Here is a 15,946-nt window from a genome sequence, read left to right on the forward strand (position 1 = left end):
CCCGAAAACACCTGAACGGGCCCGGCAGGCTGCCAGCGCAGCCGGCCGGGCCCGTTGGTCTTTCGCGCTGTTCACCGACGCCTTGCGCCCCCTTGACACCTTTCCTCGGGGGCAGGCACATTGAGTTGCGCAACCTGAATCAAGTTGCGCAGACAGCAACTGGACCGGTTTCGAGTTCGGAGGTTGAGCGATGGCGGGACCCCGAGTGGTCATCATCGGAGCGGGCGTCGTGGGAGCGGCCCTCGCGGACGAGATCTCCGCGCGCGGCTGGACCGAAGTGACCGTGGTCGACCAGGGCCCCCTCCCGGCCACCGGCGGATCCTCCTCGCACGCCCCGGGCCTGGTCTTCCAGACGAACCCCTCCAAGACCATGACGGAACTGGCCCGCTACACCGTCGAGAAGTTCTGCTCCCTCGACGTGGACGGCAGGCCCTGCTTCCTGCAGGTCGGCGGCCTCGAAGTGGCGACCACCCCCGAGCGTCTCGCCGAACTCCACCGCCGCCACGGCTGGATCGCCGCCTGGGGCATCGAGTCCCGGCTGCTGACCGCCGACGAATGCGTCGAGCAGCATCCGCTGGTCAACCGCGACAGGGTGCTCGGCGGCCTCCTCGTCCCCACCGACGGCCTCGCCAAGGCCGTTCTCGCCGTCGAGGCGCAGATCCGCCGGGCCACCGGGCGGGGCGTGCGCTTCCTCGCCCGCCACGAGGTCCTCGACGTACGGCAGAGCGAGGGCCACGTCACCGGCGTGCTGACCGACCAGGGCGAGATCCCCGCCGACATCGTCGTGTGCTGCGCCGGCATCTGGGGCCCCAGGATCGCCCGCATGGTCGGGATGAACCTCCCGCTCACCCCGCTCGCCCACCAGCTCGCCTGGACCGGCCCGGTACCGGCCCTCGCGGGCCAGACCGAAGAGGCGGTCCGCCCCATCCTGCGCCACCAGGACGCCGACCTCTACTACCGCGACCGCTTCGACGCCATCGGCATCGGCTCCTACGGCCACCGCCCGATGCCCGTCTCGGCCGACGACATCCTCTCCATCGACGAGGCCGAAGAGATGCCGTCGGTCCTCGAGTTCACCGAAGAGGACTTCGAGGACGCCTGGACCGAGACCCGGTCGCTGCTCCCCGCGACGAAGGAGGCCAAGGTCGAGGAGGGCATCAACGGCCTGTTCTCCTTCACCACAGACGGCTACCCGCTGCTCGGCGAGTCACCGGAGGTCAAGGGCTTCTGGGTCGCGGAGGCCGTGTGGGTCACCCACTCCGCCGGCGTCGGCCGGGCCGTCGCGGAATGGCTGGTCGACGGCTACTGCTCCTCCTTCGACCTGCACGAGTGCGACGTCAACCGCTTCGAGCCGCACCAGCTCGCCCCGGAATACGTCCTGGCCCGCGACTGCCAGAACTTCGCCGAGGTCTACGACATCCTGCACCCGCTCCAGCCGTCCGGAAAGCCGCGCCCCCTGCGCACCAGCCCCTTCTACGCCCGTCAGCAGGAATACGGCGCGTTCTTCCTGGAGGCGGGCGGCTGGGAGCGCCCCCAGTGGTACGAGGCCAACTCGGCACTGGTCGAAGGGCGTTCCATTCCCACTCCCAACGACTGGGCGGCGCAGTACTGGTCGCCCATCGTCGGCGCCGAGGCGCAGGTCACCCGAGAGACCGTCGCGATGTACGACATGACGGCCCTCAAGCGCCTCGAGGTGAGCGGTCCCGGTGCCGCGGACTTCCTGGAGCGGCTGGTCACCGGCAAGGTCGCGAAGTCGGTCGGCTCGGTGACATACACCCTGCTCCTCGACCACGACGGCGGCATCCGCAGCGACATCACCGTGGCCCGGCTCGCCCGCGACCTCTTCCAGGTGGGCGCCAACGGCAATCTGGACCTCGACTGGTTCACCCGCCACCTCCCCGCCGACGGCACGGTCCAGGTCCGCGACATCACCCCCGGCACCTGCTGCATCGGCCTGTGGGGACCGCTGGCCCGCAAGGTCCTGCAGCCGCTGACGGACGAGGACTTCTCCAACGACGGCCTGAAGTACTTCCGTGCCAAGCGCGCCCACATCGGCAGCGTCCCCGTCACCGCGATGCGCCTGTCGTACGTCGGCGAACTCGGCTGGGAGCTGTACACCACAGCCGACCTCGGCCAGAAGCTCTGGGACACGCTGTGGGGGGCGGCCGAGCCGCTGGGCGGGATCGTCGCCGGCCGCGGTGCCTTCAACAGCCTCCGCCTGGAGAAGGGTTACCGCTCCTTCGGCACCGACATGACCTACGAGCACGACCCCTACGAGGCCGGCGTCGGCTTCGCCGTCAAGCTCGACAAGGACGACTTCATCGGCAAGGCGGCCCTGCAGCGCCGTAGGACCGATGTCCGCCGCAAGCTCACCTGCCTCACCATCGACGACCCCCGGGCCGTCGTCATGGGCAAGGAGCCCGTCTACGCCGACGGGCGCGCCGTCGGCTACGTCACCAGCGCCGCCTACGGCTGCACGATCGGCAAGGGCATCGCCTACGCCTGGCTTCCGTCCGGACTCGCCACCCCCGGCACCACCGTGCACATCGGCTACTTCGACCAGCGTGTGCAGGCCGTCGTCGCCGAGGAGCCCCTGTTCGACCCGGCCATGTCCCGGCTGCGTGGCTGATACACCGCGAGACCTTCCAGGGAAGGAGCACCGCAGGTGACCGCAGAGAAACTGGACGGCGGGGCCACCGCCGCCGAGATCCGCCGTGAACTCGCCGAGCGTGTCGCCAAGTCGACCGCCGGCGGCGGCCGGCCGCCGGGCCTGGGCACCGTCCTCGTCGGCGACGACCCCGGCAGCCGTGCCTACGTCGCCGGCAAGCACCGCGACTGCGCGCAGGTGGGCATCGCCTCCATCCGCCGCACACTGCCCGCCGACGCGAGCCGGCGGCAGGTCGAGGACGTCATCGACGAACTCAACGCCGACCCGGCCTGCACCGGCTACATCGTCCAACTGCCCCTCCCGGGCCACCTGGACACGAACGCCGTGCTGGAACGCATGGACCCCGCAAAGGACGCGGACGGACTGCACCCCGTCAGCCTCGGCCGGCTCGCACTGGGCGTCGACGCCCCGCTGCCCTGCACCCCGCGCGGCATCGTCGAGCTGCTCCGCCGGTACGAGGTGCCGCTCGCCGGCGCGCGCGTGTGCGTGATCGGCCGGGGCATCACGGTCGGCCGTCCCCTCGGCCTCCTGCTGACCCGCCGCTCCGAGAACGCCACCGTGACCCTGTGCCACACCGGAACCAAGGGCCTGGCCCGGCACGTGCGCGAGGCGGACATCGTCGTCGCGGCGGCCGGCTCGCCCGGACTGATCACCAAGGACATGCTGCGCCCCGGCGCGGCGGTCCTGGACGTCGGCATCACCCGCACCGAGCGCGGGCTGGTCGGCGATGTGCACCCGGAGGCCGCCACGGTCGCCGGCTGGCTCGCGCCGATGCCGGGGGGCGTGGGCCCCATGACCCGGGCGATGCTGCTCGCCAACGTCGTCGAGGCCGCCGAGAGGAACGCGAACACCGTATGAACGCGCTGAACACCCCCCTGGCGGAGCTGGACCCCGAGGTCCACGCCGCCCTCCGCGCAGAACTGCACCGCCAGCAGTCCACCCTCGAGATGATCGCCTCCGAGAACTTCGCGCCTGCCGCCGTCATGGAGGCCCAGGGCTCGGTCGCCACCAACAAGTACGCCGAGGGCTACCCCGGCCGTCGCTACTACGGCGGCTGTGAACACGTCGACGTCACCGAGCGCCTGGCCATCGAACGCGTCAAGTCCCTGTTCGGCGCCGGCTACGCCAACGTCCAGCCGCATTCCGGCGCCCAGGCGAACACCGCCGTCTTCTTCGCCCTCCTCCAGCCCGGCGACACGATCCTCGGCCTCGACCTGGCGCACGGCGGCCATCTCACCCACGGCATGCGTATCAACTACAGCGGCAGGACGCTCGACGTCGTGCCGTACCACGTGGCCGAGGCGGACAACCGCGTGGACATGGACGAGGTGGAGCGCCTCGCCAAGGAGCACCGCCCCAAGATGATCATCGCGGGCTGGTCGGCGTACCCGAGGCAGCTGGACTTCGCGGCCTTCCGCCGCATCGCCGACGACGTCGGAGCCCTCCTCATGGTCGACATGGCGCACTTCGCGGGCCTGGTCGCCGCCGGACTGCACCCCAGCCCCGTACCGCACGCGCACGTGGTCACGACCACGACGCACAAGACGCTCGGCGGCCCCCGCGGCGGCGTGATCCTCACCAACGAGGCCGATCTCGCCAAGAAGGTCAACTCGGCGGTGTTCCCCGGCATGCAGGGCGGCCCGCTGGAGCACGTCATCGCCGCGAAGGCGGTCTCCTTCAAGGTGGCCGCCTCGCCCGAGTTCGCCGAACGCCAGGCCCGCACGCTGGCCGGCGCCCGCATCCTGGCCGAGCGCCTGGCCCGGTCCGACGCCGCGGCGGCCGGTGTGCGGGTGCTGAGCGGCGGCACGGACGTCCACCTGGTCCTCGTCGACCTCCGGGACTCCTCACTGGACGGCCGTCAGGCGGAGGACCTCCTCCACGAGATCGGCATCACCGTCAACCGCAACGCCGTCCCCTTCGACCCGCGCCCGCCCATGGTGACCTCGGGCCTGCGCATCGGCACCCCCGCCCTCGCCACGCGCGGATTCACCGAGGAAGACTTCGCCGAGGTCGCCGACGTGATCGCCCTGGCCCTCCAGCCAGAGCCGGACGTGCCCGCGCTGCGGGCCCGTACGGCGGCCCTGGCGGCCAAGCACCCGCTCTACCCGCACCTTTCGGAAGCCGGAGACGCCCGATGAGCCCCAGCACCCCAGGCGCCGACCTCCCCGACCACCCCGACTGGCTCTGGCGCACGCCCGAGCCGAAACGGTCGTACGACGTGGTCGTCGTCGGCGGCGGCGGACACGGCCTCGCCACCGCCCACTACCTGGCGAAGAACCACGGCATCACCAACGTCGCCGTGCTGGAGAAGGGCTGGCTCGGGGGCGGCAACATGGCCCGCAACACCACCATCATCCGCTCCAACTACCTGTGGGACGAGAGCGCGGGCATCTACGAACACGCTCTCACACTGTGGGAAGGACTGGAGGAGGAGCTGGACTACCCGATCCTCTTCTCCCAGCGGGGTGTCCTGAACCTCGCCCACAGCCTCCAGGACGTCCGCGACAGCGTGCGCCGCGTCGAGGCGAACCGGCTGAACGGCGTGGACGCCGAATGGCTCGACGCCGAGCGGGTCAAAGAGGTCTGCCCGATCGTCAACACCTCACCCGACGTGCGCTACCCGGTCCTCGGCGGTACCTACCAGCCGCGCGCCGGCATCGCCAAGCACGACTACGTGGCCTGGGGTTTCGCGCGCTCGGCGGACGCGGCCGGGATCGACATCATTCAGAACTGCGAGGTCACCGGCCTGGATGTGGTCGGTGGCCGGGTGGTCGGCGTCCGGACGACCCGGGGGCCGATCGCGGCGGGCAGGGTGGCCCTCTGCTCGGCCGGCCACACCTCCGTGCTCGCGGCGATGGCAGGCATCGAACTCCCGCTGCAGAGCCACCCGTTGCAGGCCCTCGTCTCCGAGCTGCTGGAGCCCGTCCACCCCACGGTCGTCATGTCCAACGCCGTCCACGTGTACGTCAGCCAGGCGCACAAGGGCGAGCTGGTGATGGGCGCCGGCATCGACGCGTACAACTCCTACACCCAGCGCGGCGCCTTCCACATCATCGAAGAGCAGATGTCGGCGGCCCTGGAGCTCTTCCCCGTCTTCGCCCGCGCCCATGTGCTGCGCACCTGGGGCGGCATCGTCGACGTCAGCCCCGACGCCTCGCCGATCGTCGGCCTCACCCCGGTCGACAACCTCTACCTCAACTGCGGCTGGGGAACAGGCGGTTTCAAGGCCACCCCGGGCGTCGGCTGGGTCTACGCCCACACCATCGCCCACGACACCCCCCACGCCCTCAACGCCCCCTTCTCGCTCGACCGTTTCACCACCGGCGCGCTCGTCGACGAGCACGGCGCGGCCGCGGTGGCCCACTAGGGATCCTCAAGGGAGCCGAACGACATGCTGCTCATCCCCTGCCCGTGGTGCGGGCCCCGCGACGAGGCCGAGTTCCACTACGGCGGCCAGGCGCACGTGGCCTACCCCGAGGACCCGGCCGCCCTCACCGACGAGGAGTGGGCGCGGTACCTGTTCTTCCGCGACAACCCGAAGGGGCCGTTCGCCGAGCGCTGGAGCCATGCGGCGGGCTGCCGCAGGTGGTTCAACGCGGTGCGGGACACGGCGACGAACGAGATCCTCGCGGTGTACCGGGCGGGGGAGGAGCGTCCGGCCGCAAGCGAGCCGAGGCCGGTCGTATCAGCCTGTCCGGCGCTTGACGACGAGGCCCCTTCAGGGCCGACGGGGGGTCTGGGGGCGGTGCCCCCGGCGGGGGTCCAGGGGACAGCCACCCTGGTTCAGGGAAAGGGCGGGGTGGGGGGCGGAACTCAGCCGTTCCGCCTGCCCACCGGCGGCCGAGTGGACCGGGACACCCCCCTCACCTTCACCTTCGACGGCACCCGATACCAGGGCTACCGCGGCGACACCCTCGCCTCCGCCCTCCTTGCCAACGGCGTGATCGCGGCAGCGACCAGCATCAAGCTCGGCCGTCCCCGCGGCATCTTCTCGGCCGGCGTCGAGGAGCCCAACGCGGTGGTCCAGATCGAGGCCCCCTTCCCCGAGCCGATGCTCCCCGCGACGACCGTCGAGCTGTACGACGGCCTGGTCGCCGGCAGCCTCCCCGGCCAGGGCCGCCTCGCCACCGAACCGGACCCCGCCCGCTACGACGCCGTACACGTCCACTGCGACCTGCTGATCGTCGGCGCCGGCCCGGCCGGCCTCGCGGCGGCGGCCGCGGCGGCACACAGCGGCGCCCGCGTCATCCTCGCCGACGACCAGCCGGAGCCCGGCGGCAGCCTGCTCGGCACGGCCGAACACCTCGACTGGGTCACGGCCACCGCCGCCCTGCTGGCCGCGGCCCCCGAGGTGCGCGTCCTGCGCCGCACCACCGTCTTCGGCCACTACGACGACAACCACCTCCTCGCCGTCGAACGCCGCACCAACCACCTCGGCGCGCAGGCCCCCGAGAACGTCTCCCGCGAACGCGTCTGGCGCATCCGCGCCCGCCGGGTCGTCCTCGCCACCGGCGCCCACGAGCGTTCACTGGCCTTCGGGGACAACGACCGCCCGGGCGTGCTGCTGGCCGCCTCGGCCCGCACCTACGTCCACCGATACGGCGTCGTCCCCGGCCGTCATGCCGTCGTCTTCACCACCAACGACAGTGCCTACGCAGCCGCCCTCGACCTCGCGGCGGCGGGCGTCGAGATCGCGGCGGTCGTCGACACCCGCCCCGACCCGGGCGCGTGGGCCGACCGGGCCCGGTCCGCCGGCATCGAGGTGCTGACCGGCCACGCCGTCACCGGCACGGAGGGTGAGGCCCGCCTCACCGCCGTGACCGTCGCCCCCTGCGGAGAGACCGCACCGCAGCGGGAGTTCGCCGTCGACCTCCTCCTGGTCTCCGGCGGCTGGAACCCCGTGGCGCACCTGTTCAGCCAGGCCGGCGGCAAGCTCCGCCACGACGAGGCGCTCGGCACGTTCGTCCCGGACACCTGCCGTCAGGCACTGGAGGTCGCGGGCAGCGCGGCCGGCATCTTCGACCCCGCCGCGGCGCTCGCCCAGGGCGCGACGGCAGGGGCCCGCGCTGTGGAGGCCGAGGGCTACACCGCCGAGGCACCCGCGCTCCCCGCGGTCGCCGCCCGGCCACAGTCGCCGCCCATGCAGGTCTTCGCCGTCCCGGCACCCACCGGCGCACCCCGCTTCGTCGACCTCCAACGCGACGTCACCGTCGACGACCTGGCCCGCGCGACCGGGGCCGGTCTGCGCTCGGTCGAGCACACCAAGCGCTACACCACGGCCGGCACCGCCAACGACCAGGGCAGGACCGCAGGCGTCCTCGCGAGCGGCATCGTCGCGGAACTCCTGGGCGTGGACATCGCCGCACTCGGACTGCCGACGTTCCGCCCGCCCTGCACACCCGTCTCCTTCGCCGCCCTCGCGGGCCGCGACCGCGGCGCCCTGCACGACCCGATCCGCACGACCGCCCTGCACGGATGGCATGTCGAGCACGGCGCCCGCTTCGAGAACGTCGGCCAGTGGAAGCGGCCCCGGTACTACCCGCAGGACGGCGAGGACATGGAGAGCGCCGTGCTGCGCGAGTGCCGTGCCGCCCGCGAGACCGTGGCGTTCATGGACGCCTCCACCCTCGGCAAGATCGACGTGCAGGGCCCGGACGCCGCGGCCTTCCTCGATCTGCTCTACACCAACATGATGAGCACCCTGAAGGCCGGCATGATCCGCTACGGCGTGATGTGCCGCCCGGACGGCATGGTCTTCGACGACGGCACCGTCATCCGACTCGCCCAGGACCGCTTCCTGGTCACCACCACCACGGGCAACGCGGCCGCTGTCCTGGACTGGATGGAGGAGTGGCTGCAGACCGAGTGGCCCGAACTGCGTGTCCACTGCACCTCGGTCACCGAGCAGTGGGCCACCGTCGCCCTGGTCGGCCCCCGCTCCCGCCCGCTCCTCGGCGCGCTCGCGCCGCAACTCGCCGTGTCCAACGACGACTTCCCGTTCATGGCATGGCGGGAGACGACCGTCGCCGACCTCGACGCGCGCGTATGCCGGATCAGCTTCTCCGGCGAACTCGCCTACGAGATCAATGTGTCGCCGTGGGACGCCCTCGCCCTGTGGGAGGCACTGTACGAGGCCGGCGCCCCGTACGGGATCACCCCGTACGGCACCGAGACCATGCACGTCCTGCGCGCCGAGAAGGGCTACCCGATCATCGGCCAGGACACCGACGGCACGGTCACCCCGCAGGACCTGGGCATGAGCTGGGCGGTGTCGAAGAAGAAGCCGGACTTCATCGGTAAGCGCTCCCACACCCGCGCCGACACCGTCCGCCCCGACCGCAAGCACCTCGTCGGTCTCCTCCCCGAGGATCCGGCCGCCCTTCTCCCCGAGGGCACCCAGCTGGTCGCCGGGAGCGAACTGCCCGCCCCGCCTGTCCCCATGCTCGGCCATGTCACCTCCAGTTACCGCAGCGCGGCGCTGGGCCGGACCTTCGCGCTCGCCCTGGTCAAGGGCGGGCGGGACCGCATCGGCGAACGCCTCTACGCACCCGTCGGCGACCGGCTGCTGCCGGTGACCGTCGCAAGCCCCGTCCTCTACGACCCCGAGGGAGCCCGCCGCGATGGCTGACACCGCCCCGACCGCACGGCAGCGCAGCCCCCTGGCGCATGCCGCCGACCGTCTGGCCGCCGTGACGCGCTCCTGCGGGGGCGCGGTCCGCCTGGCCGAACTCCCCTTCCTGGCCCAGTTGAACGTCCGCCTCGACGCGAAGAGCCCGGCGGCGGACGCCGTCGGACTCGCCCTGGGACTCCAGCTGCCCCTGGAGCCCAACACCGTGGTGCGCGCGGGGCACCTGACCGCGGTGTGGCTCGGCCCCGACGAATGGCTGGTGGCAGGCCCGCCCGGCGCCCAGCGGGACCTGGAGGGCCGGATCCGCTCGGCGGCCGGGGACGATCCCGTCTCCGTCACCGACGTCTCGGCCCAGCGCACCACGCTCCTGGTCGCCGGACCCCGTGCCCGCGACCTGCTGTCCCACGGCTGCCCACTGGACCTCCACCCGCGGGCCTTCGGCCCCGGCCGGTGCGCCCAGACGACGCTGGCGCGCACACAGGTCGTGCTGGTCGCCCGCGACGAGATCAGGGCCGGTTTCTGGGTACTGGTGCGCTCGTCCTTCGCCGGCTACCTGACGGACTGGCTGCTGGACGCGGCCGTGGAGTACCGGCGGGGCGCCTGAGCACGGGCAGCCGCCCGCCGACGGGCTCGTCCCGCCCGGCTCCTTGGCCGGCGCCTCCAGCCCGTCGGCCAATCTCGATCAGGTCCTCCAGGTCACGACGAGGCAGCCCCGCCGTCTGGGGCCCGGCCAAGTCGCTTTTCAGGCAGTCGAAGGCCCTTGTTGTGGCGACGAACGGATCGATGGCATCGAAGGCGTCGTACGGTTCCACCGCGCTCTTCTTTCTTCTCTTCATTTTGGCTGGCACCTTCGAAGGTAGGAAGAAGAGCCTCCCCCGTGTGCCCTCGATCTTCGTCGTCACCGCAGGCAGCCCGATCCCCGGCACGATCTGCTTCGCCTGCATCGGCGCCGGCGCATCCGCCACGACCTCCACGATGTCCCAGTACACATCGGGCAGCGCATCCGCCGAGAGCCCCTCCCGCCAGTGCGGCACCACCTCGGCCACCGTCTCCCGCGTCACCCGCAAACACGACCACGCCTCCCGCTCATCCTCCAGATGCATCGTCAACTCGGCGCTCTGCAATGCGAGTTCCTCCACCCGCACATGGCCGCGGCTTCCCGGTGTCTCCAACTCCTCGATCAACGACGCCATCGACACCGCCTCCTCCATCGTCACGGTAGGAGGACAGCGATCCGACCCAGCACCGATCAACAAACAGGCAGCTCAGCACTTCCCTGCAGAAGAGCTACACCGTCTTCGGGCTGCGCTGAACGTCGTTGGCATTCGTCATCGCTCTGGTGTGGCGCCGTCCTCCAACGAAGATCACGCCGACGGGGTTGACGAGGCGGAGGGCTGGCCGCTCGGTGCTGAACCTCCCGCATCCCGGCGGGGACGGACAGCTTCCCACCGCAGTGCGCACGATGGGACCTGTCCATCATCAGCATGATGACGCGCCTGTTGACGGCTCGCTGAGTGCTGGCCACGGCCGGGGCATCACTGGGCGGACCCCAGTACCGTGTGGCGGAGTTTTCCGAGCGCCTACCGTGCGGTGAGCCGACGCGACATGATGGGTGCATCGCTCGTCGCTGGGGGTGCCGTGGGGGAGAGAACGCCGGACGGTGTGGTCGGACTTGCCGAAGCCGTCAACGCGTTGCGGGAGGAACTACAGCAGGCTTGGTCCAGCAGTGAGGGCGCACGGCTGCGATTTCGGCCCTCGCCCGTGGAGCTCACGGTACAGGTCGCGGTGACCAAGGCTGTTGGCGGAAGTGTCAAAGCCAAGTGGTGGCTTGTCGAGCTGGGCGGAGACTCCTCCCGCTCGTCCGTCACCACACAGACGCTGAAGCTGACCTTGGACCCCGTGGGCTACGACCCTGACGGCAACCAAGTCGACTTCCTGATCTCTGATGCCGAGATGGAGCTTCCTCCGGACGTTGGCGAACTGCCGCTGGACGACGGGCTGTAGGTCAGGCTGCCCATGATCGTCACCGAACGAGCCGCGCTTATCGGCTACACGCTCAACGGTGAGAGCCGGGTTGGCTCTGGGCTGTGGATTGGCGAACGCCTCGTGCTCACCGCCGATCACTGCGCAAAGGGCACTGGTCACTGGGTGCGCCACCACGGCGCAGACCTGCCCGCCGTCATTCACGTCAGATCGCACGACCCTCTGGTGGATGTAGCTGTGCTGGAGGTGCCAGACGCCGATCCCACAGAGCGCCTCCGGTGCGCTCGCGTCGACCGCAGCAGGGCGACGAAGGTCGAGGGCTGTCAGGCACTCGGGTTTCCTCGCTGGAAGGCGTCCGGCAGCGATCGGATCCTGGTGCAAATCGACGGCTTTGTGCCGACGGCGGAGGGGCTGACCGCGACCGACCTGGCCCAAGGCCGGGGCCGCGGGCCGTACAGGGGCCTGCTTGCGCTAAAGGCGACGGGTCCCGAAATCGCTGGTCAACCGATGCCCCACGGCAGCCTTGACCAGCCCCGCAGTCCCTGGGGAGGCATGTCCGGGGCGGTCGTTGTGTCCGGGGGAATGATCATAGGGGTGGTACGCAGCCACAATCTGCGCGAGGGCAGCAGTTCACTGACCATCACCCCGATCGACGCAATCGACCTGCTCCCCTCACTGGTGCGAGAACGTGTGTGGGACGCCCTGGGGGTCCGCAACTCGGGGAACCTCCCAGTCCTGCCGACGCCGTGGCCAGCCACCGAGGCCGAGAACCTCGCCGTGCCACTGACCGCCAACGGGTCACTTCCCACCGTTGGCGAAGTCGACATGTACGACATCGGGGTGTCCCCATCCCCGTACAGGGGTACCGGCAAGGACGTTTATGTCAAGCGAGGTGAATACGACCCGCAGGTCCTCGGCGCGCTACGGGACCATCGCTTCGTACTGATCACCGGCGACACGAAGGCGGGAAAGTCTCGACTGGCCTTCGAGGCGATCAGCACGCTGTACGGCGACGCGAAACTGATCGTGCCACAGTTCGGGCCCCGCGCGCTGCATGCTTTGTTCGCAGGAGACGGCCTGAGAGCGGCGACAGGCATTCGGAGCGTGCTGTGGCTGGACAACCTGGCCGCTCACCTCGTCGCGAAAGCGCTTGATCGGCGGTTGCTGAACCGCCTGCTGCATGCTGACAGCAAACTCATCCTGATTGGCACCATGACCGACAAGCAGCATGCCAAGCTCAGTACGAGTGATCTCCTGCTGCCGGAGGCCAAGTGGGTGCTCCGACGCGCAGAAAAGCATGTACGCGTCGACGGAAGGCTCACCGACGAGGAGCGGGTAAGGGCGACTGTCGTCTACCCGAAGGAAGATTTCTCCGGCGGAGTGAGCATCGGGGAACGGCTGGCCGCCGCACCGGAGCTCAAGCAGAAGTTCGACGGCAGCGGTCCAGCTGGGCGTGCTGTCGTTCAGGCTGCGGCTGACTGGAAACGGGCCGGAATGAGCGAAGAGATTCCGCAGCACCGCCTGTGGGAACTGGCCCGCCTGTATCTCTCCGAATCCCGGCCGACCCAGCGCCCCAAGGACCACGAACTCGTCGAAGGCGCGCACTGGGCCAGCAGCCCGATCGTCTCGCACGTCGCTCTGATCAGTGAGGCGGGCCAGGACGAGAGGCCGTGCTACACGGCTCACGATTACATCGTCTCTTATTTGGATGGCCAGGGCGGGCCCGAACGGCGCCCCGTCCCGATCCCAGACCACACGTGGAAGAAGCTTCTGACCTGGGTCGACGAAGAAGGGTTGCTCACGGTCGGCTACGAGGCCGCGCTGCGTCGCATCCACTGGGTCGCGGACGAAGCCGGGCGCCGTGCCCTCGGCTCTGATGATCCCGAGCTCGTCGTCGTGGGCCGCTTCTTCGTCGGCCAGGTTGCCCTGGGACGCGGTGACTATCGAGGGGCCGTTGAGGCATACCGACTCTTCCTTGCCGAGCCGATCGACCCGCAGTCTGATGCCACGCTGATCGCCAAGCTGAATATCGGACGCGCCCTGGACGCGCTCGGGAACCAGCACGAAGCACTGGAGGCGACGTGCGAGGTCATCTCGTCTGACCACCCCGAACTCACCGCCAGCGCGCGTGTGAACTGCGGGAAGATCCTTGCAGAGCAAGGCCGCTTCGATGAGGCCGCACCGATCCTCGTGGCAGCTCTGATGGACGATGACGAGACAGTGGTCGAATCTGCCCATCTGAACCTCGCCCTTATCGCCGTGATGCGTAACGGGGACGCAGAAGTCGCGCAGCAGCATCTAGAACATGCCTTGAAATCTCCGCGGCCCCGGATCCAGGCCATGGGCCACGTGATTCGGGGAAAGATTGCCGAGGACAACGGGCATTTCGATGTGGCGAAGACGGAGTTCGAGCGGGTCCTTGCCCTGGATGACATGCCGTTCGAGGAACGGGCGGTGGCGCTGGCCAACCTGGGCGAGATCATGCGGCACATGGAAGGTATGTCGGCGGCTGAGCCGTTGCTACGCGAGGCAATTGCAACCGGTCTGCCCTGCGGCTCCCTTCCAGCAAAGATCTCTCTCGCCCGGGGCCACTTGGAGACCGAACACTTCGAGGAGGCCGAGAAGCTTCTGAAAGAGGTAATAGCTTCGGGCCACATGCAGCACGCTACGGTCGCGGAGCTCTTCCTTGGATGGTTGTATTCAGCAAGAGGTTTGCACGAACAAGCCGTACGGACACTCACCGCGGTAGCGCAGTGCCCCAACCTCGTGGCCGCTCACAACGCTCTGCTGTTCCTCGGCACGCATCTGCGAGGTGAAGACCGCCGAGCAGCGCAGGAGAGCTTGCGGAGCGCCACGCAGTCCCCGATCGTGAGGGTCCGCGCCGCGGCTTCGATCGTGCTTGGTGATCTGCGCGCCGAGGAAGTCGGAATGCAGGAGGCAGAGAGCTACTGGCGCGCAGCCCACAGCAGCGGAGATGCAGTGTATGCCGCGGAGGCCGCCCTCCGCCTCGCTCGGCAGCACAGAGAATCGTCAGTCGCGATATCGCTGTACCAGGAGGCCATGCAGAGCAAGGATCCAGATGTATTCGCAGAAGCCGCGGATCTACTTGGCGACCTTTACAAAGACAGTGACAGGCGCGATGAGGCAGCGATGTGCTACCTCAAGGCCGTAGACAGTGGGCACCCCCGCTGGTCTCTGTACGCCCGCATCGACCTGGCACTCCTCGAGCACGAGGCTGGTCGTCTGCCAGAGGTCGAATCGCTGCTTGAGTCAGTTGTCGAAAGTGACAACGCCGAACTGGCAGGAACAGCACGGGACTTACTGGCCGAGAGTCGGCTGCTCCTTGGGGCCCCGGACCGGGCCGTCCCCCTGTTCAGATCCATCCTCGACACACAGCAAAACGCCCCACTCCGTGTCCGGGCCAATCTGGGACTGGCCCTTCTGATGTGCGGCCAGTACCACGAGGCAGAGCAACACTTGGCTGAAGCGATCGCTGAGGCAGACCCAGAGATCACCCCACTGGCGACCGTGAACATGGGGCTGCTCAAGAGCCTGCTGGGAACGCACGAGGAGGCCGCCTCACTGTACCGGCGGATGCTCGACAGCCCCCATCCAACGGCTGCTGCACTCGCCGCACTCCGGCTCGGGGAGCAACTGATCAACGACAACCGCGACGAGGAGGCCCGTCCGATCCTGGAGGCCGCCGCCACACTGGAACAAGTCGATCCGGCCATCGCGCAACTCATTCAGGTACATCTCGCCCGGGCAAGTGACGACCAAGCGAAGGCCGAACGCCTCGCCTGCGACGCACTGACGCAGGTCGTCGGCGCGAGGCGCCTTGACTTCCTGCTCCAGCTCGGCATCGTCCGGCTGGAACGAGGGGATGATGCCGGCGCCCTGGAGCCACTCGTGGAGGCGGCGAAAAGCACAGATGAGGTGACCCGGTCAGCTGCTCTGCACCTCCTCGATGAACTCCACCGCCGCAGGGGTGAGACGCCGCCGACCTGACCACCATTGATCGGAATGAATGAAGGGTTCCACCCCATAGCTCACGACAGGGAACTGCACATACTGCATTCACGGCAGTTTCCCAGAGCCCCATCCTTCAGTGCTTCCCTATCGCCTCACCCGCAGCAGAAGCTGCAATGTCGCCAATTCCGGAGTCGTGCTGAGCAGCTAGCGGTGCAGAGACATCTAGGCCGGAGCACACCCCCAGTAATTGGGGCCAGGGCGTGAAGCCAGCCGGGCTCAAACTATCTGCAGCCAATGCACCTGCCAGCGGCGGCATCGAGTGGTCATCCGACGAGATCGAAGCCCTCCCCGCCAGGTGGTCATCATGCTGGACCCCGAGTGAGGTCGCGCAGCGGTTGGCCGGGATCAGCACGCCCTGAACTGGTCCTGCTGTTCAAGGCCAAGCACGCCCGCCGAAAGGATCAAACAGACTTCGAGGCGACCTTCCCGCGCATGACCTCGGCTCAGCGCGAGACCCTGGCCGAGCTACTCGCCCGCGTACACCCGGGACATCCCTGGATCGCAGGCCTGTAGCCAACGGTTTACTGGTGTGACCGCCTAAGAACCCCTAACGAAATGATCTTCGAGGTGGTTGGATCACTCCGAGCTCGATGATTTGGGGGTGCGGGGTGGCTCGGCCGAAGCCGTGGGAAGTC

General features: G+C 69.2%; 9 protein-coding genes. 8 read left to right on the forward strand and 1 reads right to left on the reverse strand.

All coding sequences use genetic code 11. The annotated features are described in order from the left end of the window. Positions 1 to 190 precede the first annotated feature (190 nt). Genes ACIRU3_RS42565 through ACIRU3_RS42590 form a run of 6 tightly spaced genes read left to right on the forward strand, consistent with a single transcriptional unit; the run spans position 191 to position 9,900 of the window. Positions 191 to 2,629 carry an FAD-dependent oxidoreductase gene (locus ACIRU3_RS42565; protein ID WP_404068904.1) on the forward strand — a complete coding sequence of 813 codons (2,439 nt, stop codon included), beginning with the start codon at positions 191 to 193 and terminating at the stop codon, positions 2,627 to 2,629. A 36-nt stretch (positions 2,630 to 2,665) separates the two neighbouring features. Next, positions 2,666 to 3,526 (forward strand): bifunctional methylenetetrahydrofolate dehydrogenase/methenyltetrahydrofolate cyclohydrolase, encoded by an 861-nt coding sequence (locus ACIRU3_RS42570; RefSeq protein WP_404068907.1) that lies wholly within the window; start codon positions 2,666 to 2,668, stop codon positions 3,524 to 3,526. After that, positions 3,523 to 4,806, forward strand: a complete 1,284-nt coding sequence (gene glyA, locus ACIRU3_RS42575; protein ID WP_404068909.1) for a serine hydroxymethyltransferase — start codon at positions 3,523 to 3,525, stop codon at positions 4,804 to 4,806. Before ACIRU3_RS42570 ends, glyA begins: the two co-directional genes overlap by 4 nt. Next, positions 4,803 to 6,035: a sarcosine oxidase subunit beta family protein gene (locus ACIRU3_RS42580; protein ID WP_404068912.1), complete on the forward strand. Its 1,233-nt coding sequence runs from the start codon at positions 4,803 to 4,805 to the stop codon at positions 6,033 to 6,035. The genes glyA and ACIRU3_RS42580 overlap by 4 nt, the downstream gene beginning before the upstream one ends. Positions 6,036 to 6,059: 24 nt before the next feature. Next, the gene (locus tag ACIRU3_RS42585) at positions 6,060 to 9,296 is read left to right on the forward strand and encodes a sarcosine oxidase subunit delta family protein (RefSeq protein WP_404068915.1); all 3,237 of its coding nucleotides are present in this window, start codon (positions 6,060 to 6,062) and stop codon (positions 9,294 to 9,296) included. Beyond that, entirely contained in the window at positions 9,289 to 9,900 is a 612-nt protein-coding gene (locus tag ACIRU3_RS42590) for a sarcosine oxidase subunit gamma (protein WP_404068917.1), read from the forward strand. The genes ACIRU3_RS42585 and ACIRU3_RS42590 overlap by 8 nt, the downstream gene beginning before the upstream one ends. Here the strand turns inward: ACIRU3_RS42590 and ACIRU3_RS42595 are convergent. Beyond that, positions 9,803 to 10,513, reverse strand: a complete 711-nt coding sequence (locus tag ACIRU3_RS42595; protein WP_404068920.1) for a hypothetical protein — start codon at positions 10,511 to 10,513, stop codon at positions 9,803 to 9,805. The two genes, ACIRU3_RS42590 and ACIRU3_RS42595, sit on opposite strands and share 98 nt — an antisense overlap. A 373-nt stretch (positions 10,514 to 10,886) precedes the next feature. Here ACIRU3_RS42595 and ACIRU3_RS42600 point away from each other — a divergent pair, with 373 nt between their 5' ends. Together ACIRU3_RS42600 and ACIRU3_RS42605 are read left to right on the forward strand one after the other, a co-directional pair. Then, on the forward strand, positions 10,887 to 11,300 hold the full coding sequence (locus tag ACIRU3_RS42600) for a trypco2 family protein (RefSeq protein ID WP_404068922.1): 414 nt from the start codon (positions 10,887 to 10,889) through the stop codon (positions 11,298 to 11,300). 12 nt (positions 11,301 to 11,312) lie between these two features. Further along, entirely contained in the window at positions 11,313 to 15,287 is a 3,975-nt protein-coding gene (locus ACIRU3_RS42605; protein WP_404068925.1) for a tetratricopeptide repeat protein, read from the forward strand. Positions 15,288 to 15,946: the final 659 nt, after the last annotated feature.

Source organism: Streptomyces sp. NPDC101151 (genome assembly GCF_044768335.1).
In the GTDB taxonomy this organism is placed as follows: Bacteria; Actinomycetota; Actinomycetes; order Streptomycetales; family Streptomycetaceae; genus Streptomyces.